Here is a 24708-nt window from a genome sequence, read left to right as displayed (position 1 = left end):
CCACATGCGCTCGCAACGGCTCGACCCGCTCATCAAGGTGGTACAGCAACGCCAGGACAAGGCCGCACGCGAGGTCGCCGAGCGTGAGCGCGAGCTCGCCGCGCAGCAGGAGCGGCTGGATGCCCTGCGGCGCTACGCCGAGGAATACGCGGCCGCGCCGACATCGACCACCATCGTGCCGGCGCTGCTGGTCAACCGGCTCGCATTCCGCGAACGGCTCAATGCCGCGGTCGTGCAGCAGGCCGGTGTCGTCGACAACAGTCGCCGCGTCAGCGATGTCGAACGCGCACGCCTGATGCTGGCCAGCCGCGAGACCAAGGTGCTCGAACAGCTGGCCGACAGCTACCGCGCGCAGGAGTCGAAGGACGCCGAACAGCGCATGCAGCGCGAGCTCGACGACATCGGCGGTCGCGCCGCCCGCGCCGCGGCGGTTGCCGCCGAAGCCGCCGACGCCGCGGAAGCCAAGAAGTGATCGGAGCGGCCGCCAGCGTTCCGTCCGCGCCTGCGCCGCCGCCGGCCAGCGCGGGCAATCCTGCCCGCCCGGGTCCTGCCGATGCGACAAGTGCGGGCGCTGTGGCCGAGGGCTCGAATGCGCCCGTGAAGAACGGTGCGAAGACGGACGGCGGCAAGGACGCAAGCGCAGTCAACGCGTCGGCGAAGCGCGACGCAGCCGCGGACGGTGCGACCGGCGATGCCGAACCGGAGAGCGACTTTGCCGGGATGCTGGCCGCCAAGACCGAAGCGCCTGCCGCAACCGTCGCCGCACCTGCACCGCGCGATGCGGCCGTCGCCGGCCCCGAGGACGCCAATAGTTCCCTGCCTGATCAATTACTTGCACTGCTTTCCGGAAGTCTTGTCGCACCCGTTGTGACGAATGCGCCGGCGACTGCCGCGCCGGCGCCTCCCACCGACGCCGGCACATCCAGGTCAATGCCGGCGACGCCTGCGGCCGCGATGCCCTTCGCCTTTGCCGCCACGCCCACCACGACCGCTTCCACCGACGCCAGCATCGCGCTGCCCGCCGTGACCGAACTCGCCGCCGCGGCGCTCAACGGCGACGGCGATGTTGCCGCCACCGCCGTCGATGCCTCACCGTTCGACAACGCCCTTTTCGCCGCCATGGCTCCGTCCGCATCGCCACTGCGCGCCGACGCGGCCGCGACCGTGCCGGGCCCGCCGCTGGCGTTGCCCGACAACCCCGATGCCGGCTTCGGTGACGGCATCGGCGCACGCATCGCGTGGATGGCCGAGCAACGCGTGGGGCATGCCGAGATCCGTCTCAATCCCGAGCATGTCGGTCCGATCGAGGTGCGCGTGCAACTGGACGGCACGCGCGTCAACGCTGAATTCCACAGCGCCCACGCCGATGTGCGACAAGCGATCGAAGCCAGCGTGCCGCGCCTGCGCGAGATGCTCGGCCAGCAGGGCCTGCAGCTGGGTCATGCCGACGTCGGCCAGCGCCACGGCGGCCAGCACGCCGGTCAGAGCCCGCGCCCGATGTCCGCCGGCCGCGACAGCGATGTGGAAACGGCGGGCGCGCGTCCGTCAGTACTCGCTGCACCGGTCGTGCGCAGTCGCGGGCTGCTCGACGAGTACGCCTGATCGGCGCACGTACCACGTCAACACACCGGCGCGACCGGGTTCAGTTTCCCGTCAAAACCCCGACACCACCCCGGCAACGCCGCGCCATCGTCGCGGCACACCGCTTGCACGGACTCTGGCATAGCCCCCAGGAGCGCCGCTCGTGCCAGCCCCCAGTTCCCAATCCCCAGTGTCGAGCCAGCGCCCGCGCGAAGAAGGCGGCAAGCGCAACTGGCTGATGATTGCCATCGTCCTGCTCGCCGCGGCCGGCGCCGGTGGCTGGTGGTGGCAGCAACAGCAGGCCCAGGCCGCCACGCCGGCAGCACCGCAGGCCGCGTCCCCCGTGCGCGCGGCGGCGCAGTACTTCGCCATCGAGCCGGCGTTCGTGGTGAACCTGGCCGACGAGAACGAAGTGCGTTACCTGCAGGCCGACGTGCAGCTGGTCACGCGTGATCCGGCCACCCTGGCCGCGTTCGAAACCCACGCCCCGGCAATCCGCAACCGCCTGCTGCTGCTGTTCGGCCAACAGTCCTCGGTGCGGCTGGCGCAGCGCAGCGGCAAGGAACGCCTGCAGGAAGCGGCGCTGTCGGAAGTGCGCCAGCTGCTGAAGGCCGAAGGCGCACCCGACAAGGTCGAAGCGGCCATCTTCACCAGCATGGTCACCCAGTGATGAGCGCGGACCTGCTCTCCCAGGACGAGATCGACGCGCTGTTGCATGGCGTCGACAGCGGCGTGGTCGAGACCGAGCCGCCGCCGGCGCCGGGCGAGGCGCGCAGCTACGACTTCGCCAGCCAGGACCGCATCGTCCGCGGCAAGCTGCCAACGCTGGAGATGATCAACGAACGCTTCGCCCGCACCTGGCGCATCGGCCTGTTCAACCTGCTGCGGCGCTCGGCCGACCTGTCGGTGCGCGGCATCGACCTGGTCCGTTTCGGCGAGTACATGCACTCGCTGCAGGTACCGACCAACCTCAACCTGGTCAAGATGAAGCCGTTGCGCGGCACCGCGATCGTGATGTTCGAGCCGCGCCTGGTCTTCACCGTGGTCGACAACTTCTTCGGCGGCATGGGCAAGTACCCGGCCAAGATCGAAGGCCGCGAGTTCACCCCGACCGAGATGCGGGTGATCCAGCTGCTGCTCAAGCAGACCTTCGCCGACCTGGTCGATGCGTGGGCGCCGGTGATGCCGGTGGAGTTCGAGTACCTCAATTCGGAGGTCAACCCGCACTTCGCCAACATCATCAGCCCGCGCGACTACATCGTCGTCAGCCGCTTCCATGTCGAGCTCGAGGGCGGCGGCGGCGAACTGCACGTGGCCCTGCCCTACGCGATGCTCGAACCGATCCGCGAACAGCTCGATGCCGGCGTGCAGAGCGATCGCGTCGAGAAGGACGAAAGCTGGACGCGCGCCATGCGCCTGCAGTTGCAGGACGCCGAAGTCGAGCTGAGCTCGGCGATCGCGCGCCGCCAGATCAGCCTGCGCGAACTGTCGCGCCTGCGCGTGGGCGACATCATCCCGATCGAACTGGCCACCAGCGTGCAATTGCAGGTGGAGCAGATGCCGCTGTTCTCCGGCGAGTTCGGCATCCACAACGGCCGCAATGCCATCAAGGTCACGCAGGTGCACGCCGCGCGGACCATTCCCACCCTCGACTCACTCACGGCGACGCCATGAACTCCGATCTTTCCGCAGCACGAGCCGCATTCGATCCGCTGACCGCCGATTCCGGCTTCGGCAATGGCACCGACCTGAACCTCGACGTGATCCTCGACGTCCCGGTGTCGCTGTCGCTGGAAGTCGGTCGCGCCCGCATCCCGATCCGCAACCTGCTTCAGCTCAACCAGGGTTCGGTGGTCGAACTCGAGCGCGGCGCCGGGGAACCGCTCGACGTCTACGTCAACGGCACGCTGATCGCGCAGGGCGAGGTGGTCGTGGTCAACGACCGCTTCGGCGTGCGCCTGACCGATGTGGTCAGCCCGGCCGAGCGGATCAAGAGGCTGCGATGAGCGCCGCGCACGCAGCCCAGGCCGCCCACGCCGCCGTGGCGGCGACGCCGGTGGCATCGCCGGCCAGCGCCGGCAGCATCGGCGGCGCGGTGTTGGCGCTGATGCTGGTCATCGGTCTGATCTTCGCCCTGGCCTGGCTGGCCAGGCGCATGCCTGGCATGGGCGGCGCCAGCAATCCGGCGCTGCGCATCGTCGGCTCGCTTGCGCTGGGCCCGCGTGAGCGCCTGGTCGTGGTCGCCGTCGGCGAGACCCAGTTGCTGCTCGGTGTCGGCGCCGGTGGCACGCGCACGCTGCACACCCTCGACGCGCCGCTTCCGCTCGCCACGCCCGCCACGCCGGCCTTCGCGCAGTTGCTTGCGCAGCATTTCGGAAAGAAAGCATGAGTCGCGACAAGATCCTCCGCTGGTCGCTGCGCGCGATCGCGAGCCTGCTGGTTGCAGCGGTGCTGACGATCACCACGGGCACCGGCACTGCCAATGCGCAGTCGCTGCCGTCCACGCCTGCATCGGTCGGCGCTCCGACGGCGGCCGCGCCGGTGGCTGCAGCGCCGTCGCGTGCCCTGCCGTCGGTCACGGTGGGCAAGATCGGCGGCGAGCCGGTGAGCATGCCGCTGCAGGTGCTGGCGCTGATGACCGGCATCACGCTGCTTCCGGCGGCGCTGATGGGCATCACCGCCTTCACCCGGATCATCATCGTGCTGAGCCTGCTGCGCCAGGCACTGGGCACCGGCCAGACACCGGGCAACCAGGTGCTGCTGGCGCTGGCCCTGTTCCTGACCGCGATGGTGATGATGCCGGTGTTCGACCAGGCCTGGGCCGCGGGCATCGCGCCGTACCTGGACAACACCCTCGACTTCAAGAGTGCCTGGGTCGCCGCATCGGAGCCGTTCCGTGGCTTCATGTTCGCGCAGGTGCGGCAGAACGATCTGATCACCTTCGCCGGCCTGTCGCACACTGGTCCCTATGCCACGCCGCAGGACGTGCCGTTCAGCGTGCTCGCCGCGTCGTTCCTGACCAGCGAGCTCAAGACCGCGTTCGAGATCGCATTCCTGGTCTACATCCCGTTCGTGATCATCGACCTGGTGGTGGCGAGCGTGCTGATGTCGATGGGCATGATGATGCTGTCGCCGATGCTGATCTCGGCGCCGTTCAAGATCCTGCTGTTCGTCCTGGTCGACGGCTGGGTGCTGGTCGTCGGCTCGCTCGCCGCCAGCTTCAACCCGGTCTGACGGGGCGACGACGATGAGTCCTGAAGTCGCCCTCGGCGAGATCGCCCGCGGCCTGCAGATGGCGATGCTGCTTGGCGCCCCGCCGCTGCTGGCGGTGCTCACCATCGGCGTTGTGGTCGGCGTGCTGCAGGCCGCCACGCAGATCAACGAACCGACGATTGCCTTCGTGGTCAAGGCGATCACGCTGATCGCGACGCTGGCGTTGACCGGGCACTTCCTGCTCGGCCGCATGGTCGCATTCACCATCGACCTGTTCCACCGCATCCCGCAACTGATCGGTTGATCGCAGGCATGGACGCCGACACCGTCACCCTGGCCTCGGCCACCGGCCTTGACCTGTTCGCGATGCTCGGCACGGTGCTGTGGTACGCGATCAGGATTGGCGCGGCGGTCCAGGTGCTGCCGATGGTTGGCGGTCACGGGCTGCCGGCGCGGGCGCGGCTGATGATCACGCTGGCGCTGGCGGCGGCCATCTCGACCGTGCTGCCAACGCCACCGGTCATGGCCGTCGACGCGGCCACCGTGCTCGGCGTGATGCGGGAGTTCGCCGTCGGCATCGCCATCGGCCTGATGCTGCGCCTGGCCTTCGAGGCCGGGCAGTTCGCCGGCGAGCTCGTCTCCCAGGGCATGGGCCTGTCGTTCGCGACCATGGCCGATCCGCTCAGCGGCGCGTCCTCGCCGGTGCTGTCGCAATGGTTCTACCTGGTGTTCGGCTTGTTGTTCTTCAGCTTCGATGCCCACCTGGCGCTGGTGCGACTGCTCGCTGACAGCTATGCCAGCCTGCCGATCGGCGCCGCGCTGCCGGACACCCAGGCCTTCCTGGCCGCCGTGCCCACCTTCTTCACCACCTGCCTGCGCGCCGGCGTGTTGCTGGCGCTGCCGGTGGTGATGGCGCTGCTGGCGGTGAACATCGCCTTTGGCGTGCTCGCCCGCGCGGCGTCGCAGTTGAACCCGATGGCGATCGGCCTTCCGGTGTCGCTGCTGGTCGGCCTGTTGCTGCTGATGATGCTGTCGCGCGAGCTGCAGGCGCCCGTGCAGCACCTGTTCGACGACGCCTTCAACGCCGCCCGCGGCCTCACCCGATGAGCTGTGGCGGGCCGCGATGAGCAGCGAAGACCGGGAAGACCGCACCGAACAACCATCACAGAAGCGCCTGCGCGAGGCGCGCGAACGCGGCGACGTGCCGCGATCGCGCGAGCTGGCCAATGTCGCGGTACTGGGCTGCGCGGTGATCGCGCTCAAGGCAACCGGCGGCCATATCGGCGCGGCATCGCGCGACTGGCTGCGCGCCGCGTTGAGCTTCGACCGTGCACTGATCGATGCGCCGGACCGGCTCGTGCCGCACGCCGCCAGCCTGGTCGCGGGCCTCGCCCTGCCAATGCTGCCGCTGGTGCTGGCGGCGCTGGCCGCGTGCGTGATCGCGCCGATGGTGATGGGCGGCCTGCGCTTCGCCGGTCAGTCGCTGCAACCGGATTTCAACCGCCTCAACCCGATGACGGGCCTGGGCCGCATGTACGGCCGCGAAAGCCTGGCCGAGGTGCTGCGCTCGTTGCTGCGCGTACTGCTGATTGGCGGCATTGGCACGTGGGTGGTGCACCGCGCCTTCAACTCGCTGCTGGCGATGCCGCACGCGTCGCTGGAAGCGGCCGTGGCCCAGGGCGTCGACCTGGCGTCGACCGCGTTGCTGGCGATGGTCGCCGCGCTGGGCGCGCTGGCCGCCATCGACGTGCCGTGGCGGCACTTCCAGTACCGCAGCAAGCTGAAGATGACCAAGCAGGAGCTGCGCGACGAGGCCAAGGAGTCCGAAGGCAACCCCGAGGTCAAGGCACGCGTGCGCCAGGTCGCCCGCGAGATGTCGCGCCGCCGGATGATGGAGGCGGTGCCGGGCGCCGATGTGGTGGTGATGAACCCGACCCACTACGCGGTCGCACTGAAGTACGCCGCCGGCCGCATGCGCGCGCCCACGGTCGTGGCCAAGGGCGTCGACGAGATGGCCCTGGCCATCCGAGCCGTGGCCGAGAAGAACCGGGTCGCCGTGGTCGAGGCACCGCCGCTGGCACGCGCCTTGTATCGACAGGCGCAGGTCGACCAGGAAATCCCGGTGAAACTCTACGCCGCTGTCGCGCAAGTGCTGTCCTACGTGTACCAGCTCAAGGCCTGGGTGCCTGGCCGCGGCCCGATGCCGTCGCTGGCGACGGTCGATGTCGGCGCTGACGGCGCCGTCGACGAAGCCGTTGAACAAGCCGACAGGGGCGACGCCCGATGAGCGAGCAGGCCCGCCCTTCTGCCGCCGGCTGGATGAACGCCATCCGCGACGGCGCCGCCGCGCCGCTGGTGGTGATGGCGATGCTCGCAATGGTGGTGGTGCCGCTGCCGCCGCTGCTGCTGGACGCACTGTTCACCATCAACATCGCGCTGTCGCTGGTGGTGATGCTGGCGGTGGTCTACGTCAAGCGGCCGCTGGAGTTCTCGATCTTCCCCAGCGTCCTGCTGATGGTCACCCTGCTGCGGCTGGCGCTGAACGTGGCCTCCACGCGCGTGGTGCTGCTGCACGGCCATGAAGGCGCGGGCGCGGCCGGCCATGTGATCGAATCGTTCGGCCAGTTCGTCATCGGTGGCAGCTATGCGGTCGGCCTGGTGGTGTTCGCGATCCTGACCATCGTCAACTTCGTCGTCGTCACCAAGGGCGCCGGTCGCATCTCGGAAGTGTCGGCGCGCTTCATCCTCGACGCCCTGCCCGGCAAGCAGATGGCGATCGACGCCGATCTCAACGCCGGCCTGCTGACGCGCGAGGACGCCAAGGCGCGCCGCCAGGAAGTCCGCGAGGAAGCCGACTTCTACGGTTCGATGGACGGCGCCAGCAAGTTCGTCCGCGGCGACGCCATCGCCGGCATCCTTATCCTGGCGATCAACCTGGTCGGCGGCATGCTCATCGGCGTGCTCCAGCACGACATGGCCTTCGGCGAGGCGGTCAGGACCTACACCCTGCTCGCGATCGGCGACGGCCTGGTCGCGCAGCTGCCGGCGCTGCTGGTCGCCACCGCCGTGGCGATGCTGGTCACCCGCTCCACCGGCGAACAGGAGATGGGCGCGGCGGTGTCCAAGCAGGTCTTCGGCCAGCAGCGCGCCCTCACCGTCGCGGCGCTGCTGATGGCGCTGGTCGGCATCGTGCCCGGCATGCCGAACGTGCCGTTCCTGGTGCTGGCGGGCATCCTCGGATTCGCCGCCTGGAAGCTGCGGCAACGCGCGCAGGCCGAGGCGCAGGCGCCCGCGCCGAGCGCCGCCGCAACGCCTTCTCCGAATGCCGAGCTGAGCTGGGACGAGATCCGCCCGGTCGAGCCGCTGGCACTGGAAGTGGGCTACCGCCTGATCGCGCTGGTCGACAAGGCCCAGGGCGGCGAACTTCTGGCGCGGCTCAAGGGCGTGCGCCGCAAGCTGACCCAGGACCTGGGCTTCCTGGTTCCGGCCGTGCACGTGCGCGACAACCTGGAACTGGCCCCCGGCCAGTACCGCCTGCTGGTGCATGGCGTGCCGATCGCCAGCGGCGAGCTGCATCCCGACCGCGAGCTCGCGCTCGATCCGGGCCGTGTGTTCGGACCGCTCGAGGGCATCCCCGGCAAGGACCCGGCCTTCGGCCTGGATGCGGTGTGGATTCCGCCGGGCCAGCGTGCCCATGCCGAATCGCTCGGCTACACCGTGGTCGACGCCGCCACCGTGGTCGCCACCCACCTGTCGCACCTGGTGCGCGAACGCGCCGCTGAACTGCTCGGTCACGAGGAAGTGCAACACCTGCTGACGGGTCTTGGACGCAGCGTCCCCAAGCTCGTCGAAGATTTGACGCCAAAACTGCTGCCGCTGTCGGTGGTGGTGAAGGTGCTGCAGTCGCTGCTGGCCGAGCGCGTGCCGGTCAGGCAGATGCGGCAGATCGTCGAAGCGCTGCTGGACCACGGCGCGCACAGCCAGGACCCGGCCCTGCTCACCGCCGCGGTACGCACTGCGCTGGGGCGCTTCATCGTCCAGGAACTCAATGGCATGGCCGCCGAGCTGCCGGTCTACACGCTGGCGCCGGCTCTGGAACGGGTATTGCAGGACTCCGTCAGCGGCCAGGGCGCCGCGCTGGAACCCGGACTCGCCGAGCGGCTGCATCAGAACCTCAGCGAGTGCGTGACCCGCCAGGAAGGCCGCGGCGAACCCGCGGTGCTGCTGGTACCGGGCGGGGTCCGCGCGACGCTGGCGCGGCTGGTGCGGAACAGCGTTCCCTCGCTGTCGGTGCTGGCCTACGGCGAGGTCCCCGAGGACAAGCGCCTGCGCCTGGTTGGTGCGATTGGTTAGTTCGACAGATGTGCCCTGAGACAGACGTGGCGTCGGCGTTCCGGCGCGGCAGGAGGAAGCAGTGAGAATCAAGCGTTTCATCGCCCCCGACATGCGCACCGCGTTGCGCTTGGTCCGCGAAGAACAGGGCCCCGATGCGGTGATCCTGTCCAACCGCGCCACCGAGGGCGGCATCGAGATAGTCGCCGCCACCGATTACGACGAATCGCTGGTGACGCAGGCCCTGCGCGCCGCACTGCCGACGCTGGAGACGGCGCCTGTCGCGACGCCTGCAGTTGCGCCAGTCGCTGCGCCAGTCGCTGCGCCGGTCATTGCCAGCACTCCTGAACCTGCAATGGCAACCGCAATGGCAATGGCAGCGGCAGTGACGACCGTTGCCAGGCCGCAACCGTCGCTGGTCTCCCGCGCACGCGCGGTGTTCAAGGTGGGCGATGGTCCGAAGGTCATCGACGGCCCGACGCTCGCCGAGCTGACTGCAGCGCCGACCTCCAAGGTACCGGCCGCGGCCACCATGCCCGTGGCCGTTCCGGTGCCGGTGCTTTCCAGCGTCGTCGCAAGCGTCGTCGCAAGCGATACCGATTACCTCACCATTCCCGAAGCCGTTGCCGCCATCGCGCCGACGGTCGCGATTGAAAGCCCGGTGACGCCCGTCGCGACGGAACAGACCGAAGCGATCGCCGCGGCGGAGAGCGTGCTCCCGGAAAGCACCCCACCGCAGATCCCCGCCCTTCGCCCCGTCGCAACCACCATGGAACAACCCGACCCGGCCCTGGTGTCCATGCGTGCCGAGCTGTCGAGCATGCGCCAGCTGATCGAAAAGCAGATGGAGCAGCTCTCGCTCGAACGCCTGCGTGGATCGCCGGCACGCGCGGCGGCCTACGAGGCGCTGCTCGAATACGGCTGCGACGACATGCTCGCCCAGGCCGTCGCGGCAAAGATCGACCCGCGCCTGGAGCCGGCCCGGATCCTCGAACCGATGCTGGCCGAGCTCGCCCGCATGCTCACCATCGCCCGCAGCGAAACCATCGACGATGGCGGCGTGATCGCCCTGGTCGGTCCGACCGGTTCGGGCAAGACCACCACGGCCGCCAAGCTGGCTGCACGCTTCGCCGCGCGCCACCGCGCCCGCGACGTCGCCCTGGTGACCATCGATGGCGAGCGCGCCGGTGCGCGCGAACAACTGCATGCGCACGGGCGCCGCCTGGGCATCACCGTGTGCGAAGCCGCTGGCCCCGATGGCCTGCAGACCGCCCTCGCCCAGCTCACCGATTACCCGCTGGTGATCGTCGATACCCCCGGGTATGCCCCGCGCGACCGCGGCCTGTTCGGCCAGATCCTCTGGCTGCACCAGAGCCGCAACGTGCGCAGCCTGCTGGTGCTGCCGGCCAACGCCCACCCGCACGACCTGGGCGAAGTCGTCCGTCGTTACGGGCCGGCCGCGCCGGAAGGCGTGGTGCTGACCAAGGTCGACGAGGCAGGACGCATGGGCTCGGCGCTGTCGGTCACCGTCCGCCACGGCCTGACGCTGGCCTACACCACCCACGGCCAGAACGTGCCGGACGACATCGATACCGCCGACGCAACCCGACTGGCCCGGACACTGGAGAAAGTGTGCCGTGCTGCCGATAACACCCTCGCCGCCGAGGATCGCCATGCAGTTGCCTGACCCCCATCCGCGCTCCGCCCACCTGTCCGTCCAGTTGCCCAACCCCGGTGGCAACGCGGCGCCGTGCGTGATCGCCGTCGCCAGCGGCAAGGGCGGCGTCGGCAAGACCTCGGTATCGGTCAACCTCGCCACCGCCCTGGTCAATGCCGGCCAGCGCACGCTCCTGCTCGACACCGACCTGGGCCTGGCCAACGTCGACGTGATGCTCGGCCTGTCGCCGCGCTTCACCCTCGCCGACGTCTTCGCAGGCCGCTGCGAACTGCGCGATACGGTCATCGAGGGCCCGAACGGGCTGATGGTGGTGCCTGCCTCGTCCGGCAAGCGCCACATGACCGAACTGCAACCGCAGCAGCATGTCGGCCTGGTGCACGCGTTCTCGCAGCTCGACCTGCCGATCGACGCGATGGTGATCGACAACGCCGCCGGCATCGCCGACGGCGTGCTGACCTTCTGCCAGGCCGCGCAGGATGTCGTGGTCGTGGTCTGCGACGAACCGGCCTCGGTCACCGATGCCTACGCGCTGATCAAGGTGCTCAACCGCGAACGCGGCCTGACCCGCATCCAGGTGCTGGCCAACCAGGTCCAGCACGCCGCCGAGGGCCGTCAGCTGTTCGAGAAGCTGCAGCGCGTCAGCAACCGTTTCCTCGATGTCACCCTCAATTACCTCGGCGCGATTCCGCGCGACGAATGGCTGCGCCGCGCGATCCAGCGCCAGGAAGCCGTGGTCGATGCATTTCCTTCGTCGCCGTCGGCACTGGCCTTCCGCGACATCGCCCGGCGCTCGCGCCAGTGGCAGTCGCCGCCGGGGCCGCGCGGGCACGTCGAGTTCTTCATTGAGCGGCTGATCTCACAAGCGCCCTCGCAGGCTCCGGCCAATTCGCCCGTGCGGAGCTCTGCCGCATGAACGCCGTCGCCGCCGCCCACTACCGCGCCGCCCAGAACGGCAGCGCCGCCGACATCGTCGTCCGCCACGGCGAGCTGGTCCGCCGCATCGCCCATCACCTCGCCGCGCGCCTGCCGGCCAGTGTCGAGATCGACGACCTGATCCAGGCCGGCATGCTCGGCCTGATCGACGCAGCACGCAATTTCCAGGCTGACCAGGGCGCCGCGTTCGAGACCTACGCATCGATCCGCATCCGCGGCGCGATGATCGACGAGATCCGCCGCGGCGACTGGGTGCCACGCTCGGTCCATCGCCGCTACCGCGACATGATCGCCGCCACCCGCGACATCGAGCAGCGCACCGGCCGTGCCGCCACCGCGCAGCAGGTCGCCGACGCGCTCGGCATCGGCCTGGACGAGTACCACCGGATGGTCGAGGACGCCGCCCGCGGCCAGCTGGTCAGCCTCGATGCCCACATGGAAGAACACGACGGCGAACCGCGCCTGGCGACGAGCAGCAACGCCACGCCGGCGCGGATGTTCGAGAACGGCGCATTCCGCGACGCACTCGGCGCGGCCATCGGTGACCTGCCGGAGCGCGAGCAGCTGGTGCTGTCCCTCTACTACGAGCAGGAACTGAACCTTCGCGAGATCGGCGCGGTGCTGTCGGTCAGCGAATCGCGCGTCTGCCAGATCCACGGCCAGGCGATGGTGCGACTGCGCGCGCGCCTGGGCGAATGGCGCGGCGAGCGCGAAGAAGACGACGACTACCTGCCCTGACCGGCCACCACTCCTTTTTCCACGAAATCCAGAACTGCCCAAGAGACCCGCATGGACAAGAACATACGCATCCTCATCGTCGACGACTTCTCGACCATGCGCCGCATCGTCAAGAACCTGCTCAACGATCTGGGGTTCTTCAACACCGCGGAAGCCGACGACGGCAACAGCGCACTGATCGAACTGCGCAAGGGCCCGTTCGACCTGGTCATCACCGACTGGAACATGCCCGGCATGCCCGGCATCGACCTGCTCAAGGCGATCCGCGCCGACGCCGCGCTGGCAAAGATCCCGGTGCTGCTGGTCACCGCCGAGGCCAAGCGCGAGCAGATCCTCGAAGCGGCGCAGGCCGGCGTGAACGGCTATGTGATCAAGCCCTTCACCGCGGCCACGCTCGGCGACAAGCTCGGCAAGATCTTCGAGCGCCTCGGGGCCGCAGCGTGAATGCCGTGCCGGTGGTCCAGGCGCCACCCGGGCGCGACACGCCGGAGCGTGAGGACCGCCAGACCGTGATCGAATGCCTGCACGCCGCGCTCGACGCGCTCGAGGCCGACGACCACGCCGCCTGGCGCGCCCATGTCGATGAACTGATCCAGTGGCGCACGCAGCCGCTGGTGATGGGACTGGCCAAACTCGCGCGCGAACTCGATCAGGCGCTGGGCGATGGCCCGGGCAGCGGCGGCGGTTCGCTGCCGGAAGCCTGCGCGCGCCTGGAGCACGTGGTGCGCATGAGCGAGGAAGCCAGCCATCACACGCTCGACCTGATCCAGGAATGCGGAGCGCTGCTCGGCACGCTGCCGGTCATCGAAGCCGGGGGCCAGGCCGTGACGGTCCAGGCGATCCGCAATCGCCTCTCGGAGATGACCGCCGCGCAGGGCTACCAGGACCTCACCGGTCAGATCATCCGTCGGGTAGTCGACCTGGTGCAGGCGGTGCATGCCGGGCTGGGCGATTACGCCGATGCAGGCGACCGGCCGTTGCAGCTGTCCGGTCACGGACACGGTCCGTCGCTCGCCGGTGTCGATCCGCCCGCGGCCACGCAGGACGACGCCAACCAGCTGCTGTCGTCGCTGGGTCTGTAGCCGCCGTGTCCGCGATCGCCTCTGACATCTGCGCCGACTTCCTGGTCGAGGTCGGCGAAATCCTCGACCAGCTCGGTGAGCAGATGGTCGCGCTGGAGCATGCGCCGACCGACCGCGAATGCCTCAACGCGGTGTTTCGCGGCTTCCATACCATCAAGGGCGGCGCGGGCTTCCTCGATTTCACGCCGATGGTGGCGATCTGCCACGCCGTGGAGGATCGCCTCAACGCCGCGCGCACCGGCGCCGCGCCTCTGGACGCGCAGGCGTTCGACGGCGCCCAGCAATCGCTGGACCTGCTGGTGGACATGTTGCGCAGCGTTTCCGCCGGCCTGGAACCCTCGCCCGCGCCGGAGCCTTTGCTCGCCGCGTTGCGCGCAGGTTCGTCGGCGCCTGCGCCAATGGCGACGTCCGCTGCCTCTGCGATCGCCGCGTTCGCTGCGGGCGGCGACGGCATCGACGACCTCGATTTCGAAGCGCTGCTGGACAGCCTGCACGGTGCCGGCGGCGTTCCCGGCGAGGTGCCCGCGGCGACCGCGCCTGCGCCGGCTCCCTCGCCCGCAGCCACGCCTGCTCCTTCGACCGCCGTGGCGAAAGCCGGCAACGCCGCACCGGCGGAGAACGCGGAAGTCACCGTCCGCGTCGACGTGCGCCGCCTCGATGCGATGGTCAACCTGGTGGGCGAGCTGGTGCTCGCGCGCAACCGCCTCAAGACGATCCGTCCGCGCCTGCGCGACGATGATCTCGACCGCGCCGTCGGTTCGCTCGATGCCGCGACGTCGAGGTTGCAGTCGGCCGTCATGACCGCGCGCATGCAACCGGTCGGGCGTGTGTTCGCCCGTTTCCCCAAGCTCGCCCGCGACGTCGCCCGCCAGCTTTCGAAGAACGTGGACCTGGAAGTGATCGGGGCCGAAACCGAGCTCGACCGCAACCTGGTGGAGGCCCTCGCCGACCCGCTCGTGCATCTGGTCCGCAACGCCATCGACCACGGCATCGAGATGCCCGATGCACGCCGCCGCGCCGGCAAGCCGGAGCTGGGGCGCGTGCGTCTGAGCGCGCAGCAGGAAGGCGACCACGTCGCCATCGAGGTGCGCGACGACGGCAACGGCATCGACCCCGAACGGGTCCGGCGCAAGGCCATCGACAAGGGCCTGATCGATGCCGAGGCCGCCGCGCGGCTGTCGGCCGAGGAATGCCTGCAGCTGATCTTCCTGCCGGGATTCTCCACGCGCGACCAGGTCAGCGACCTGTCCGGCCGCGGCGTTGGCATGGATGTCGTGCAATCGCGCATCAGGGAGCTGTCGGGCTTCGTGCAGATCCATTCAGAGCCGGGCGTCGGCAGCCGCTTCGCGATCCGCGTGCCGCTGACGCTGGCGATCCTGCCGACGCTGCTCGTCGAGATCGGCGACGACGTCTATGCACTGCCGCTGGTGCGCGTGGTCGAAGTGCTCGCCTACCAGCCCGGCAACACCTTGTGGATCGATGGCCAGCAGGTGCTCGACCTGCGCCAGGAACCGCTGCCACTGCTCGATCTGCGCGAATGGCTCGACCTGGAAGCCGGTTCGATGGCGGAGACGACGTGCGTGGTGCTGCAGTCGGGCGAGCAGCGCTTCTGTCTGATCGTCGATCGCGTGCGCGGCCGCGAGGAAGTGGTCATCAAGGCCTTGCCGCCCACCTTGCGTGGACTGCCCGGCTACGCCGGCGCAAGTCTGGTCGGTGACGGTCGCATGACACTGATTCTCGACGTCGATGCATTGCTGCGTACCGGATTGCGAGAGAGCTCACAGAACAGCCGGTCGCAACTCAAGTAATCCCCATGGCAACCGATAAATCCCCCATGGACCGACTCAGTATCATTGGCGCAGTTCTCGCCATCTCCGCGCTGCTCGGCGGCAGCGTGCTCAAGGGCGCGGGGCTGTCCAGCCTGTGGTCGCCGGCGGCGTTCGTGATCGTGATCGTCGGCACGCTGGCATCGATCCTGCTGCAGACACCGATGGCGACGTTCATGCGCGCGATGCGCATGTTCCGCTGGGTGTTCCAGCCGCCTGCGCACGATCGCGTCGCGGTGATCGCGCAGATCGTCGAGTGGTCCACCACTGCACGCAAGCAGGGCCTGCTCGGCCTGGAAGCACAGGTGCAGCAGCAGGAGGATCCGTTCCTGCGCAAGGGGCTGCAGATGGTGGTCGACGGTGTGGAGCCGGAGTCGATCCGGCAGATGCTCGAGATCGACCTGCACGGCCAAAGCACGCGCGATCTCGCCGCTGCGAAGGTATTCGAAGGCATGGGCATCTACGCGCCCACCCTTGGCATCATCGGCGCGGTACTGGGCCTGATGGCGGTGATGAAGAACCTCGCCGATCCGAGCAAGCTCGGCCACGGCATTGCCGCGGCCTTCACTGCCACCATCTACGGAATCGGCTCGGCCAACCTTGCGCTGCTGCCCATGGCCAGCAAGCTCAAGGGACTGGTGCACTCGCAGACCGAAGAGCGCGAGATGATCATCGAGGGCCTGATCGCGATCGCCCAGGGCGAGAACCCGCGCAACATCGAAGCACGCCTCAACGGCTACGTGCATTGAGGTCGGCATGGCTCGCAGGCGCCCCCACGAGGACCACATCAACCACGAAGCCTGGGCGATCCCCTATGGCGACCTGATGACGTTGCTGCTGGCCTTCTTCGTGGTGATGTATGCGATCTCCTCGCTCAACGAGGGCAAGTACCGGGTCGTGTCCGATGCGCTGTCGTCGGCGTTCGGCGGGCCACCGCGCACCATCGTGCCGATCCAGCTGGGCAAGTCGCAGCTGCGTGGCTCGTCATTCGACCGCCCGTCGCTGCAGACCGCCGCGGCCAAGACCGGCCCGGCGTCGACGAGCGCGGTGACCAGTGTGCGCGTGCGCCAGATGCTGGACATGCCGACCTTCGGCCGCCACCACGTCAACGACAAGACGGTCGAATCGGAGCAGCAACTGCTGCGCGAGCGCGATACCCAGCTCAACTCCCTCGGCGCGCAGATCCAGGATGCGCTGACCGAGCTGGTGCGGCAGAAGCTGGTCACCGTACGACGCGGCCGCACCTACCTCGAAGTCGAGATCCAGAGCGACATCCTCTTCGCCAGCGGCGTCGCCGAACCGAGCACGATTGCAACGGCGACCGTGCGCAAGCTCGCCGCCGTACTGCGCGCCGCGCCGAACGCATTGCGCGTGGAGGGCTACACCGACGATGTTCCGATCAGCACCGCGTTGTTCCGCTCGAACTGGGAGTTGTCTGCTGCGCGCGCGGCCAGCGTGGTCCATGTCCTGGTCGGCGAAGGCATCGGCCCAGAGCGATTGGCCGTGGTCGGCTACGGCCAGCACCAGCCGATCGCGGACAACAACACCGTCGAGGGTCGCAATGCCAACCGTCGCGTGCTGCTGGTGATCCTGGCCGCACCGCAGGGACCGGACGCGGTGCCGGACAAGACGCCGGCGATCGCCATGCAGGACGTGGCGCCCGCTGCGCCCGGTGCGCCAATCGCCGTGGCGCCGGCAGCATCGCCGCGGTCCTTGCCCCATCGCTCGCCGCCCTCGGTGCCCATGCCCGCACCTTCCACCTCGCCTGCCAGCTCGCCGGCAAGACGCGCAGCGACCGCGCATGACATCGCCGCACCTTCCCTCCACCCGGCGACCACGGCACCGGCCACGGTGTACGTGCAACGCGCCACCGACTCGGAGGCTGGCTGACATGCAGGCCTGGGCCATCGCAAACCAGAAGGGCGGCGTCGGCAAGACCACGACCACCCTGTGCCTCGCCCGTGGACTGGCGCTGGCCGGCAACCGCGTACTGCTGATCGATCTCGATCCGCATGCGTCGCTGACCCGGGCCTTCGGCGTCCCGTCCAGTCCGCCGCCCGCCGGCACGCACGACCTTTTCAGCATCGACGGTGCGTCACTGGCATCGCTCGCGCGCACCACCGACATCGAAGGCCTCAAGCTGGTCGCCGCACAACCGGCCCTGGCGACGCTTGAACGTCGCGGCGCAACCCAGCCCGGGCTCGGGCTCGCGCTGGGGCGGGCGCTGCATGCCGCCAGGTCGATGTACGACTATGCCCTGCTCGACTGCCCGCCCACGCTCGGGCTGCTGATGGTCAACGCACTGGCTGCGGCAGACCGCCTGGTCGTGCCGACCCAGACCGACCCGCTCGCCCTGCACGGCCTGGCCGACATGCTGCGCACCGCCGAGATGGTGGAGCGCTCGCGCCGCCGGCCCATGCCGCGCTATGTGCTGCCAACCCTTTTCGACCGGCGCACGCGCACCGGTGTGCATAGCCTGGAGCTGCTGCACGATCGCTACGAAGACCGCGTCTGGCCGGGCGCGGTGCCGATGGATACGCGCCTGCGTGACGCGCACGCGCTGACCACCGCGGTCATGCCCACCGGGCGCGGCGCCGATGCCTACCGGCGCGCCTTGAAGTGGCTGTTGGCCCAGGACGGCGCCGCGCAACAGCAGGCCGCATGAACACCGGGGGCGACATGATCATCGACGATTACCTCGACGCCCTGCTCGATGGCGCTGACAGTTCGCCGACGACCGTGGTCGCGATCGATGCGGTTGCTACCGCCCCGGCACCAGCGCCCGCAGCGATTGAAACGCCAGCACCCGGCCCCGCAGCGGTCGCCGCGGGCCCGGTTGCGCCTGCCGCAATCCTGCCGCCGCCTGCCCGGCCCCTGCCCTCGCCGCCACACAAGGCCGTAACCGCCTCTTCGCAGCGCTGGCTGCGGGCCAATGTCGGCCACGACAGCTACGCACTGGAACTGCTGCGCGTCCAGGAAGTGCTGAGGCCGGCCCCGATCGTGGCGATGCGCGGTGCCGCGCCGTCCGTGCTGGGCGTGATGAATCTGCGCGGCCGCGTCGTGCCGGTGTTCGACCTCGGCATCTGGCTCGGCACCGACCGCGTGCAGCCCGACGAGCGCAGCCGGATAGTCGTGGTCGAGCGCAACGACGAGCTGATCGGCGCCCTGGTCAGCGCAGTCGAGGATGTGGTCACCCTCGGCCGCGACCGCGTCGAGCCGCCGCTGCCCGGCAGCGATCCCGGCGCCATCGTCGGCATCGCCCGCGTCGGCGCCGTGCCGACGGTGCTGCTCGACGCCAATGCCCTGTTCGGCTGACGCGGCCCTCAACTCGCGGCCCTCAAGTCGTGACGCAGTTCGCCGTTAATGCCTTCGAGTACCCGCCAGTGGCTGACCTATGAACCAGCTATCCCTGCAAACCGACCTGGGCATTGAATGCGTCGCCGAGCTGCAATCGGCGCTGCAGCAACACCTCGACCACGGCGGTCCGCTGGCCTTGGCCGGCGATCGCGTCGAGCGCGTGCATGCCGCCGGACTGCAGTTGCTCCACGCCTTCGTCCGCGACCGCGCCGCACGCGGCCACCACACCTTCGTCACCCTTGCCTCGCCGACCCTCGCCGCGGCTGCGCGCCAGCTCGACCTGGCCGCCAGTCTCGGGGTCGACACTGAAACCGGAGAGACCGCTTGAGCGCGCAACTTCTGATCGTCGACGACTCCACCTCCATGCGGCAGATGGTTGCCTTCGCCCTGACTTCCGGTGGCTACACCGTGCGCGAGGCCGAGGACGGCCGTGCCGCGCTCGAGATCGCCCGCACCCAGCGCTTCGACGCGGTGGTCACCGATGTCAACATGCCGGTCATGGACGGCATCACCCTGATCCGCGAGCTGCGCCAGCTGCCGGCCTACAAGTTCACGCCGCTGCTGATGCTCACCACCGAATCCGGTGGCGACAAGAAGATGGAAGGCAAGGCCGCCGGCGCCACCGGCTGGCTGGTCAAGCCGTTCGATCCCGAGCAGCTGGTCGCAACCATCCGCAAGGTGCTTGGCTGAGCCATGGACATCACCCGCTTCCACGCTGCGTTCTTCGAGGAAAGCCGTGAAGGGCTGGACGCAATGGAGAGCGGCCTGCTGGCAATGGAAGGCGGCAACGGCGATGCGGAAACCATCAACGTCATCTTTCGCGCCGCGCATTCGATCAAGGGCGGTGCGGCGACGTTCGGCTTCACCGCCGTCACCGACCTGACCCACCTGCTGGAAACGCTGCTCGACGAGGCCCGCGGCGGTCGCCGCGCGCTCGATTCCGATGCGATCGGCGCGTTGCTGACGGCGGTGGATGTGCTGCGTTCGCTGCTGGCAGCGTGCGAGCACGGCAGTCCGGTAAACCAGGCGGCGTTGACACAGGCGCGTGCCGGCCTGGATCGCCTGTTGGCGATGCCGGGCGCAAGTGCAGCAACCGGACCCGCAAGCGGCAGCGCCAGCGTCGCCAAGGCCGAACCCGCAGGCGACTGGCGCATCGGCTTCAAGCCGGCGCCGTCGATGTTCATGGGCGGCAACGATCCGCTGCGCATCCTTCGCGAACTGGCCAGCCACGGCGAACTGGGCGTCACCTGCCTGGACTCGGCCTTGCCGCCGTTCGAGCAGATGGATCCGTTCGAGGCCTACCTGGCCTGGGACCTCACCCTGCCCGGCCACGTTTCGCGCGCCGCCATCGACGAGGCGTTCGCCTGGGTCAAGGGCGAGTGCGAGCTCGACATCACCTCGGTCGCAGCAGCGCCGCTGGCGCCGGTGGTCGAGTCCGCTCCGGCGCTTGCCACCGACACGGCCGTGTCCCGCGGCGGCGACACCGCCGACAGCTCGATCCGCGTCGCGGTCGCCAAGGTCGATGCGCTGATCAACCTGGTGGGCGAGCTGGTGATCACCCAGGCCATGCTGCGCCAGCGCTCCGAGCAGCTCGACCCGGTCGCCAACGAGCTGCTGCTGTCGGGGCTGGTGCAACTGGAGCGCAACACCCGCGACCTGCAGGAATCGGTCATGGGCGTGCGCATGCTGCCGGTCGAGTTCGCCTTCAGCCGCTTCCCGCGCATGGTCCGAGATCTCGCCACGCGCCTGGACAAGAAGGTCCAGCTGCGCACGTTCGGCGAGGCCACCGAGCTCGACAAGGGCGTGATCGAGAAGATCGTCGACCCGCTGGTGCACCTGGTCCGCAATGCCATCGACCATGGCCTGGAAATGCCCGCCGACCGTCGCGCCGCGGGCAAGGACGAATCCGGCACGCTGACGTTGTCGGCCGCGCACCAGGGCGGCTACATCGTGATCGAGGTCGGCGACGACGGTCGCGGCCTGAACCGCGAACGCATCCTGCGCAAGGCCGTCGAACGCAACCTCGCCGTGCCCGAGAACCCCAGCGACGCACAGGTCTGGGACCTGGTGTTCGCGCCGGGCTTCTCCACCGCCGAAGCGCTGACCGACCTGTCCGGTCGCGGCGTCGGCATGGACGTGGTCAAGAAGAACATCGCCGCCCTCGGTGGCCAGGTCGAGATCCGCAGCCAGTTCGGCCACGGCACCACCGTGTCGATCCGCTTGCCGCTGACGCTTGCCATTGTCGACGGCATGTCGGTGGCGGTCGGCGACGAAGTGTTCATCGTCCCGCTCAACATGGTGGTCGAGTCGCTGCAGCCGGCCGCGGCCGACGTGCGCACCATAGGCGGCGATACCCGCGTGCTGCGCGTGCGCGACGACTACCTGCCGCTGCTCAACCTGGCCCAGCAGTACGGCCTGCCCGCGGCAACGCGCGCCGCCGACGCCGAACCGGCCACGCCGATCGCGGTGGTGGTGGAAAGCGACGGCCGCCGCCTGGCGCTGGAAGTCGACGAACTGCTCGGCCAGCAGCAGGTAGTGGTCAAGAACCTGGAAAGCAATTACCGCCGCGTGCCGGGCGTCTCCGGCGCGACCATCCTGGGTGATGGCCGCGTGGCTCTGATTGTCGACACCGATGGCCTGGTCCAGGCCGCGCGTCCGCCGCTTGCCGCCTGATCACCCACCCACTCCAACGCGCAGACCTTCCTTCGAGGCAGCACCATGACCGCCACATCCGCACATTCCCCGCGCAACGATCACCGCGCCAGGACGCAGTCGGTGGAAGCCGCCGACGAGTACCTGACCTTCGCCCTTGGCGAGGAGGAATACGGCGTCGAGATCCTCAAGGTGCAGGAGATCCGCGGCTACGACACCGTGACCCGCCTGCCCGACGCACCGGACTACATCAAGGGCGTGATCAACCTGCGCGGCACCATCGTGCCGGTGATCGACATGCGCCTGAAGTTCCGCCTGGCGCGCGCCGAGTACAACGCGCTGACGGTGATGATCGTGCTCAACGTCGCCGACCGCGTCGTCGGCATGGTCGTCGACAGCGTCTCCGACGTGATCCAGCTCGAAGCCGAACAGATCCGCCCGGTGCCCGACATCGGCTCGGCGATCGACCGCCAGTTCATCACCGGCATCGGCACGCAGGGCGAACGCATGCTGATCCTGCTGGAAATCGAGCGCCTGATGACCAGCGCCGAGATGGGCCTGGTGGCCGAGGCCGCGGCGGCCTGAGGGCCGCCGGACAAGCGCCATTGACAGGGCTAGCCATTGACAGGGCTAGCCATTGAAAGGTCTAGGTGATCTTCTTCGCCACCGTCATGCCGAGGATCAGCAGCACCAGGGCAATGCCCAGGCCGACCCAGAACAGCAGCTTGGCGATACCCATCGCCGCGCCTGCGGCTCCGGTAAAGCCCAACGCGCCGGCGACCAGGCCGATGATGGCGAATATGATGGCCCACTTGATCATCTTGCGCTCCACTGGGGATCTGGCGCGACGCTAGCCCGCGCCATGTAGTGGTCACGTGAGTGTCTTAACCGCCCGGCGGCTGAAGCCGCGGGCGCGCACGGCTCGACACCCCATTCACTCCTGCGACGCCACCATGCCCGCAAGGGCCATCCGGCTCCGAATGGAGTGGACGCGATCACGTGTCGGACCTGTTCGATTGCATCGTCATCGGTGGCGGTCCGGCCGGATTGACCGCCGCGACCTATCTGGCGCGCTACCGTCGGTCCATCGTGGTCTTCGACCACGGCCTGTCGCGTGCGGTCTGGATTCCCACCAGCCACAACTGCCCGGGCTTTCCCGATGGTGTCGGTGGACGCGAGCTGCTGGCGCGGATGCGCCGGCAAGCCACTTCGTTCGGCGTGCACACCATGGACGAGGAAGTCGCCTCACTGGTGCACCAGCAGGACCACTTCGTGCTCACGCACGGCAACGCCCATGCGCGGGCGCGCAATGTGATTCTCGCCACGGGATGCGAGGACGTCATGCCCGCGATGGACGGACTTGAGGCGGCAGTTGCCAGCGGCGCCATGCGCCTGTGTGCGATCTGCGATGCCTTCGAAGCGATCGACCAGGACATTGCAGTCTACGGGCCGCTCGAGCACGCCGCTTCGCATGCGCGCTTCCTGCGCACGTATTCGCGCAAGCTCGTCATGGTTCCGTCGCGGGAACCGCAGGGTGCAGACGAACGCGGGCAGCTCGAACGCGACGGTATCGAAGTGACCCGACCTGCGAGCGCGCCACGCTTCGATGGCGATCGCTGCCAGTTCGACATCGACGGCGCGACACGAAGCTTCGACGTCGTCTATCCATCGATGGGCATGATCTCGCGCTCGAGCCTGGCCACTGACGCCGGCGCGAAATGCGATGAGGAAGGCGCGCTGATCACCGACCGCCACCAGATGACGTCAATCGAGGGGCTCTACGCCATCGGCGATGTCGTCAGCGGCCTGAACCAGATCTCGGTCGCCACCGGGCATGCAGCCATCGCGGCTACGGCGGTGCACAACCGTCTCGCGCCGAATGCCTGCTGACGGACATGACCGACCCCACGTCACCGCGCCCCCTCCCCGAGCAGCAAGGCAAGTCGCTGCGCCGACCGGCGGTCGAGGCATTAGTCCGCCGCGCCCGCGGCAGCCTGCCGGTGGCGCTGGCGCAGCGCTTCGTCGACACCGACCTGATGTCGCAGGCCGCCGCCCTTGCCCTGTATGCCGTGCTGTCGCTGGCGCCGCTGCTGCTGATCCTGGTGTGGCTGACCAGCGCCCTGCTCCCGGGCGCGCAGGAAGCCCTGATGGACCAGATCGGCACCCTCGCCGGCCACGAGGCCGAGCAGATCGCGCGCACGATCATCGACAACGCCCAGGCCCGGCCCGACACCGGATCGATCGCCGGCTGGTGGAGCGCGGCCTTGCTGCTGGTCGGCGCCACGGCGGTCTTCGCCCAGCTCCAGGACGTGCTGAACCGGATCTTCCGCACCGATGCCACGCGCCTGTCGAGCATGCTCGCCTGGTTGCGCAAGCGCGTCTTCTCGCTCGGGCTGGTCTTCGCCATGGGCTTCCTGCTGCTGGTGTCGATGACCGTCAGCACCGCGCTGCAGTTGGCGTTCTCGCGCTACGAGTGGGCGCTGCCGGCGCTGCTCAACGCTGCCACCTGGCTCATCTACACGCTGTCGTTCGCGCTGATGTACCACTACCTGCCCGACCGCCGCGTGGGCTGGAAGCGGGCCCTCGGCGGCGGCGCAGCGACCGCGGTGCTGTTCGTGCTGGGGCGCAACGCCATCGGCTGGTACCTGGAACGCTCCAACCCGGGCTCGGCCTATGGCTCGATGGGCGCGCTGCTGCTGGCGCTGGTCTGGATCTACTACGCCTCGCTGATCGTCTTCATCGGCGCATTGTTCACTGCCGTGATCGACGAGCGGGCGCTGGCGCGGCAGAAGCCGGCCTGACGCCCGGGGCCGGTTATCAAAACCCGCGCCAGGAAGCAAAAAAAAACGCGCCTGAAAAGGCGCGTTCTTCTTTGCCGGTCAACGCTCGATCAGAGCGCGAAGTCCAGCCGCACCTTGCCGCGACCGCCGCCCGGGGCGAACTGCCACTGCTTGACCGCCTTCACCGCGGCCGCTTCGAACGTACGCGCCGGCTTGGCGTTGACCACCGAGACACTGGCAACGTTGCCGGCATCATCGACGACGAACTCGACTTCGACATAGCCCTGGGTGCCCGAACGCGCCGCATCGGCAGGGTATTGCGGTTCAACGCGCTTGATCGGCTTGAGATCAGCCATCGCCGGCGCAGCGAACGACAGCATCAGGGCCGCCAGGCCGGCAGCTATGAAGGTGGGAAGACGCATGGGGCACTCCTTGGGGTTGGATTCGTGACGACATCCCCGGCATCGGCCGGCCCGGGAAATTCTTTAGCGCCACGGTGGAGCTCGTCGCAACGCGACCACAGCGCGCCCGAAGCG

General features: G+C 68.9%; 29 protein-coding genes. 27 read left to right on the top strand and 2 right to left on the bottom strand.

The window, feature by feature from the left end:
• The first annotated feature begins 4 nt into the window (after positions 1-4).
• From AC1DER_RS01210 to AC1DER_RS01090, 25 genes are all read left to right on the top strand, one after another.
• Positions 5-472, top strand: a complete 468-nt coding sequence (locus AC1DER_RS01210; RefSeq protein WP_477246669.1) for a flagellar export protein FliJ — start codon at positions 5-7, stop codon at positions 470-472.
• Between the two features lie 125 nt (positions 473-597).
• Positions 598-1602 (top strand): flagellar hook-length control protein FliK, encoded by a 1005-nt coding sequence (locus AC1DER_RS01205; RefSeq protein WP_477246667.1) that lies wholly within the window; start codon positions 598-600, stop codon positions 1600-1602.
• Between the two features lie 169 nt (positions 1603-1771).
• Positions 1772-2251, top strand: coding sequence for a flagellar basal body-associated FliL family protein (locus tag AC1DER_RS01200; RefSeq protein WP_477246665.1), 480 nt, complete (start codon positions 1772-1774; stop codon positions 2249-2251).
• Entirely contained in the window at positions 2248-3255 is a 1008-nt protein-coding gene (gene fliM, locus AC1DER_RS01195; RefSeq protein WP_441814456.1) for a flagellar motor switch protein FliM, read from the top strand. Before AC1DER_RS01200 ends, fliM begins: the two co-directional genes overlap by 4 nt.
• Positions 3252-3587: a flagellar motor switch protein FliN gene (fliN, locus tag AC1DER_RS01190; protein ID WP_441814457.1), complete on the top strand. Its 336-nt coding sequence runs from the start codon at positions 3252-3254 to the stop codon at positions 3585-3587. Before fliM ends, fliN begins: the two co-directional genes overlap by 4 nt.
• Positions 3584-3970 (top strand): flagellar biosynthetic protein FliO, encoded by a 387-nt coding sequence (gene fliO / locus AC1DER_RS01185; protein WP_441814458.1) that lies wholly within the window; start codon positions 3584-3586, stop codon positions 3968-3970. The genes fliN and fliO overlap by 4 nt, the downstream gene beginning before the upstream one ends.
• Positions 3967-4815 (top strand): flagellar type III secretion system pore protein FliP, encoded by an 849-nt coding sequence (fliP, locus tag AC1DER_RS01180; RefSeq protein WP_477246660.1) that lies wholly within the window; start codon positions 3967-3969, stop codon positions 4813-4815. The genes fliO and fliP overlap by 4 nt, the downstream gene beginning before the upstream one ends.
• A 13-nt stretch (positions 4816-4828) precedes the next feature.
• The gene (locus tag AC1DER_RS01175; protein WP_441814460.1) at positions 4829-5098 is read left to right on the top strand and encodes a flagellar biosynthetic protein FliQ; all 270 of its coding nucleotides are present in this window, start codon (positions 4829-4831) and stop codon (positions 5096-5098) included.
• Between the two features lie 8 nt (positions 5099-5106).
• Positions 5107-5901: a flagellar biosynthetic protein FliR gene (gene fliR, locus AC1DER_RS01170; protein ID WP_441814461.1), complete on the top strand. Its 795-nt coding sequence runs from the start codon at positions 5107-5109 to the stop codon at positions 5899-5901.
• Positions 5902-5917: 16 nt separating this feature from the next.
• Complete coding sequence (gene flhB / locus AC1DER_RS01165; RefSeq protein ID WP_477246657.1) at positions 5918-7081, top strand: flagellar biosynthesis protein FlhB; 1164 nt, start codon at positions 5918-5920, stop codon at positions 7079-7081.
• A complete protein-coding gene (flhA, locus tag AC1DER_RS01160; RefSeq protein WP_477246655.1) occupies positions 7078-9147 on the top strand; it encodes a flagellar biosynthesis protein FlhA in 2070 nt (689 codons plus the stop codon). The genes flhB and flhA overlap by 4 nt, the downstream gene beginning before the upstream one ends.
• 61 nt (positions 9148-9208) lie before the next feature.
• A complete protein-coding gene (locus AC1DER_RS01155) occupies positions 9209-10813 on the top strand; it encodes a flagellar biosynthesis protein FlhF (protein WP_477246653.1) in 1605 nt (534 codons plus the stop codon).
• Entirely contained in the window at positions 10800-11717 is a 918-nt protein-coding gene (locus AC1DER_RS01150; RefSeq protein ID WP_477246651.1) for a MinD/ParA family protein, read from the top strand. Before AC1DER_RS01155 ends, AC1DER_RS01150 begins: the two co-directional genes overlap by 14 nt.
• Positions 11714-12475, top strand: a complete 762-nt coding sequence (locus AC1DER_RS01145) for an RNA polymerase sigma factor FliA (RefSeq protein ID WP_441814466.1) — start codon at positions 11714-11716, stop codon at positions 12473-12475. Before AC1DER_RS01150 ends, AC1DER_RS01145 begins: the two co-directional genes overlap by 4 nt.
• Positions 12476-12526: 51 nt before the next feature.
• The gene (cheY, locus tag AC1DER_RS01140) at positions 12527-12919 is read left to right on the top strand and encodes a chemotaxis response regulator CheY (protein WP_441814467.1); all 393 of its coding nucleotides are present in this window, start codon (positions 12527-12529) and stop codon (positions 12917-12919) included.
• Positions 12916-13557: a protein phosphatase CheZ gene (locus tag AC1DER_RS01135; RefSeq protein WP_477246648.1), complete on the top strand. Its 642-nt coding sequence runs from the start codon at positions 12916-12918 to the stop codon at positions 13555-13557. The genes cheY and AC1DER_RS01135 overlap by 4 nt, the downstream gene beginning before the upstream one ends.
• A 5-nt stretch (positions 13558-13562) precedes the next feature.
• Entirely contained in the window at positions 13563-15365 is a 1803-nt protein-coding gene (locus AC1DER_RS01130) for a chemotaxis protein CheA (protein ID WP_477246646.1), read from the top strand.
• 26 nt (positions 15366-15391) lie between these two features.
• Entirely contained in the window at positions 15392-16132 is a 741-nt protein-coding gene (locus AC1DER_RS01125) for a flagellar motor protein (RefSeq protein ID WP_441814470.1), read from the top strand.
• Positions 16133-16139: 7 nt separating this feature from the next.
• Positions 16140-17273: a flagellar motor protein MotD gene (gene motD / locus AC1DER_RS01120; protein WP_477246645.1), complete on the top strand. Its 1134-nt coding sequence runs from the start codon at positions 16140-16142 to the stop codon at positions 17271-17273.
• A 1-nt stretch (position 17274) separates the two neighbouring features.
• Positions 17275-18048 (top strand): ParA family protein, encoded by a 774-nt coding sequence (locus AC1DER_RS01115; protein ID WP_477246643.1) that lies wholly within the window; start codon positions 17275-17277, stop codon positions 18046-18048.
• Positions 18045-18698 carry a chemotaxis protein CheW gene (locus AC1DER_RS01110; protein ID WP_477246641.1) on the top strand — a complete coding sequence of 218 codons (654 nt, stop codon included), beginning with the start codon at positions 18045-18047 and terminating at the stop codon, positions 18696-18698. The genes AC1DER_RS01115 and AC1DER_RS01110 overlap by 4 nt, the downstream gene beginning before the upstream one ends.
• 79 nt (positions 18699-18777) lie before the next feature.
• Complete coding sequence (locus AC1DER_RS01105) at positions 18778-19068, top strand: STAS domain-containing protein (RefSeq protein WP_477246639.1); 291 nt, start codon at positions 18778-18780, stop codon at positions 19066-19068.
• On the top strand, positions 19065-19430 hold the full coding sequence (locus tag AC1DER_RS01100; RefSeq protein WP_441814475.1) for a response regulator: 366 nt from the start codon (positions 19065-19067) through the stop codon (positions 19428-19430). The genes AC1DER_RS01105 and AC1DER_RS01100 overlap by 4 nt, the downstream gene beginning before the upstream one ends.
• A gap of 3 nt (positions 19431-19433) precedes the next feature.
• A complete protein-coding gene (locus AC1DER_RS01095) occupies positions 19434-21413 on the top strand; it encodes a chemotaxis protein CheW (protein WP_477246635.1) in 1980 nt (659 codons plus the stop codon).
• A gap of 45 nt (positions 21414-21458) precedes the next feature.
• A complete protein-coding gene (locus AC1DER_RS01090) occupies positions 21459-21977 on the top strand; it encodes a chemotaxis protein CheW (RefSeq protein ID WP_441814477.1) in 519 nt (172 codons plus the stop codon).
• Positions 21978-22038: 61 nt separating this feature from the next.
• On the opposite strand, the gene AC1DER_RS01085 is transcribed toward AC1DER_RS01090, so the two are convergent.
• Positions 22039-22212: a DUF1328 family protein gene (locus AC1DER_RS01085; RefSeq protein ID WP_441814478.1), complete on the bottom strand. Its 174-nt coding sequence runs from the start codon at positions 22210-22212 to the stop codon at positions 22039-22041.
• A 179-nt stretch (positions 22213-22391) separates the two neighbouring features.
• On the opposite strand from AC1DER_RS01085, the gene AC1DER_RS01080 reads away from it, so the two are divergent.
• Complete coding sequence (locus tag AC1DER_RS01080) at positions 22392-23282, top strand: NAD(P)/FAD-dependent oxidoreductase (RefSeq protein ID WP_477246634.1); 891 nt, start codon at positions 22392-22394, stop codon at positions 23280-23282.
• A 5-nt stretch (positions 23283-23287) separates the two neighbouring features.
• Positions 23288-24193 (top strand): YihY/virulence factor BrkB family protein, encoded by a 906-nt coding sequence (locus AC1DER_RS01075; protein WP_477246632.1) that lies wholly within the window; start codon positions 23288-23290, stop codon positions 24191-24193.
• Positions 24194-24282: 89 nt separating this feature from the next.
• Here AC1DER_RS01075 and AC1DER_RS01070 read toward each other — a convergent pair whose 3' ends face one another.
• Positions 24283-24594 carry an energy transducer TonB gene (locus tag AC1DER_RS01070; protein ID WP_441814481.1) on the bottom strand — a complete coding sequence of 104 codons (312 nt, stop codon included), beginning with the start codon at positions 24592-24594 and terminating at the stop codon, positions 24283-24285.
• Between the last annotated feature and the right edge of the window lie 114 nt (positions 24595-24708).

The organism is Lysobacter sp. 05T417 (assembly GCF_056396405.1).
The sequence above is the reverse complement of the archived record's forward strand: the minus strand, read 5'-3'. Positions and strand labels throughout refer to the sequence as shown.